Origin of the sequence: Mesorhizobium sp. M1C.F.Ca.ET.210.01.1.1 (genome assembly GCF_004791585.1) — a bacterium.
In the GTDB taxonomy this organism is placed as follows: domain Bacteria; phylum Pseudomonadota; class Alphaproteobacteria; order Rhizobiales; family Rhizobiaceae; genus Mesorhizobium.
The window spans coordinates 1-338 of record NZ_SRUU01000153.1; the positions used below are offsets into that span (position 1 = coordinate 1).

The window sequence follows — 338 nt, forward strand, 5'->3', positions numbered from 1 at the left end:
CGCATAGCTGATCGAGCGCGACCATCGGGTCGGCGGAGATTGTGAGCACGGCTTCGGCCTCGCGCATTCGCCGATAGGCGTTGACGAGTACCCTCTGAAACAACAGTTCCTTGCGCTCAAAATGGCGATAAACTAACGCCTTGTTCACTCTGGCCGCCTTGGCGATACTTTCCATCTTCGTACCGCTCAGGCCATTCGCGACGAACTCCGCCTCGGCAGCGGCCAGAATGGCGGCGCGCGTGCGCGAGCTCTTTTCCGATATGCCATGACCTTCAGCGACTTGCGGCTGGCCTACGTTGGCACGTGCTACGATCATACGTTTGCCTTTCGAATCGGAC

At 58.9% G+C, this 338-nt stretch carries 1 protein-coding gene; it reads right to left on the reverse strand.

Annotated features, from left to right (window positions below; genetic code table 11):
* A partial coding sequence (locus tag EN853_RS33355; protein ID WP_135861362.1) for a helix-turn-helix domain-containing protein occupies positions 1 to 316 on the reverse strand: 316 nt, incomplete at its 3' end.
* Positions 317 to 338 lie beyond the last annotated feature (22 nt).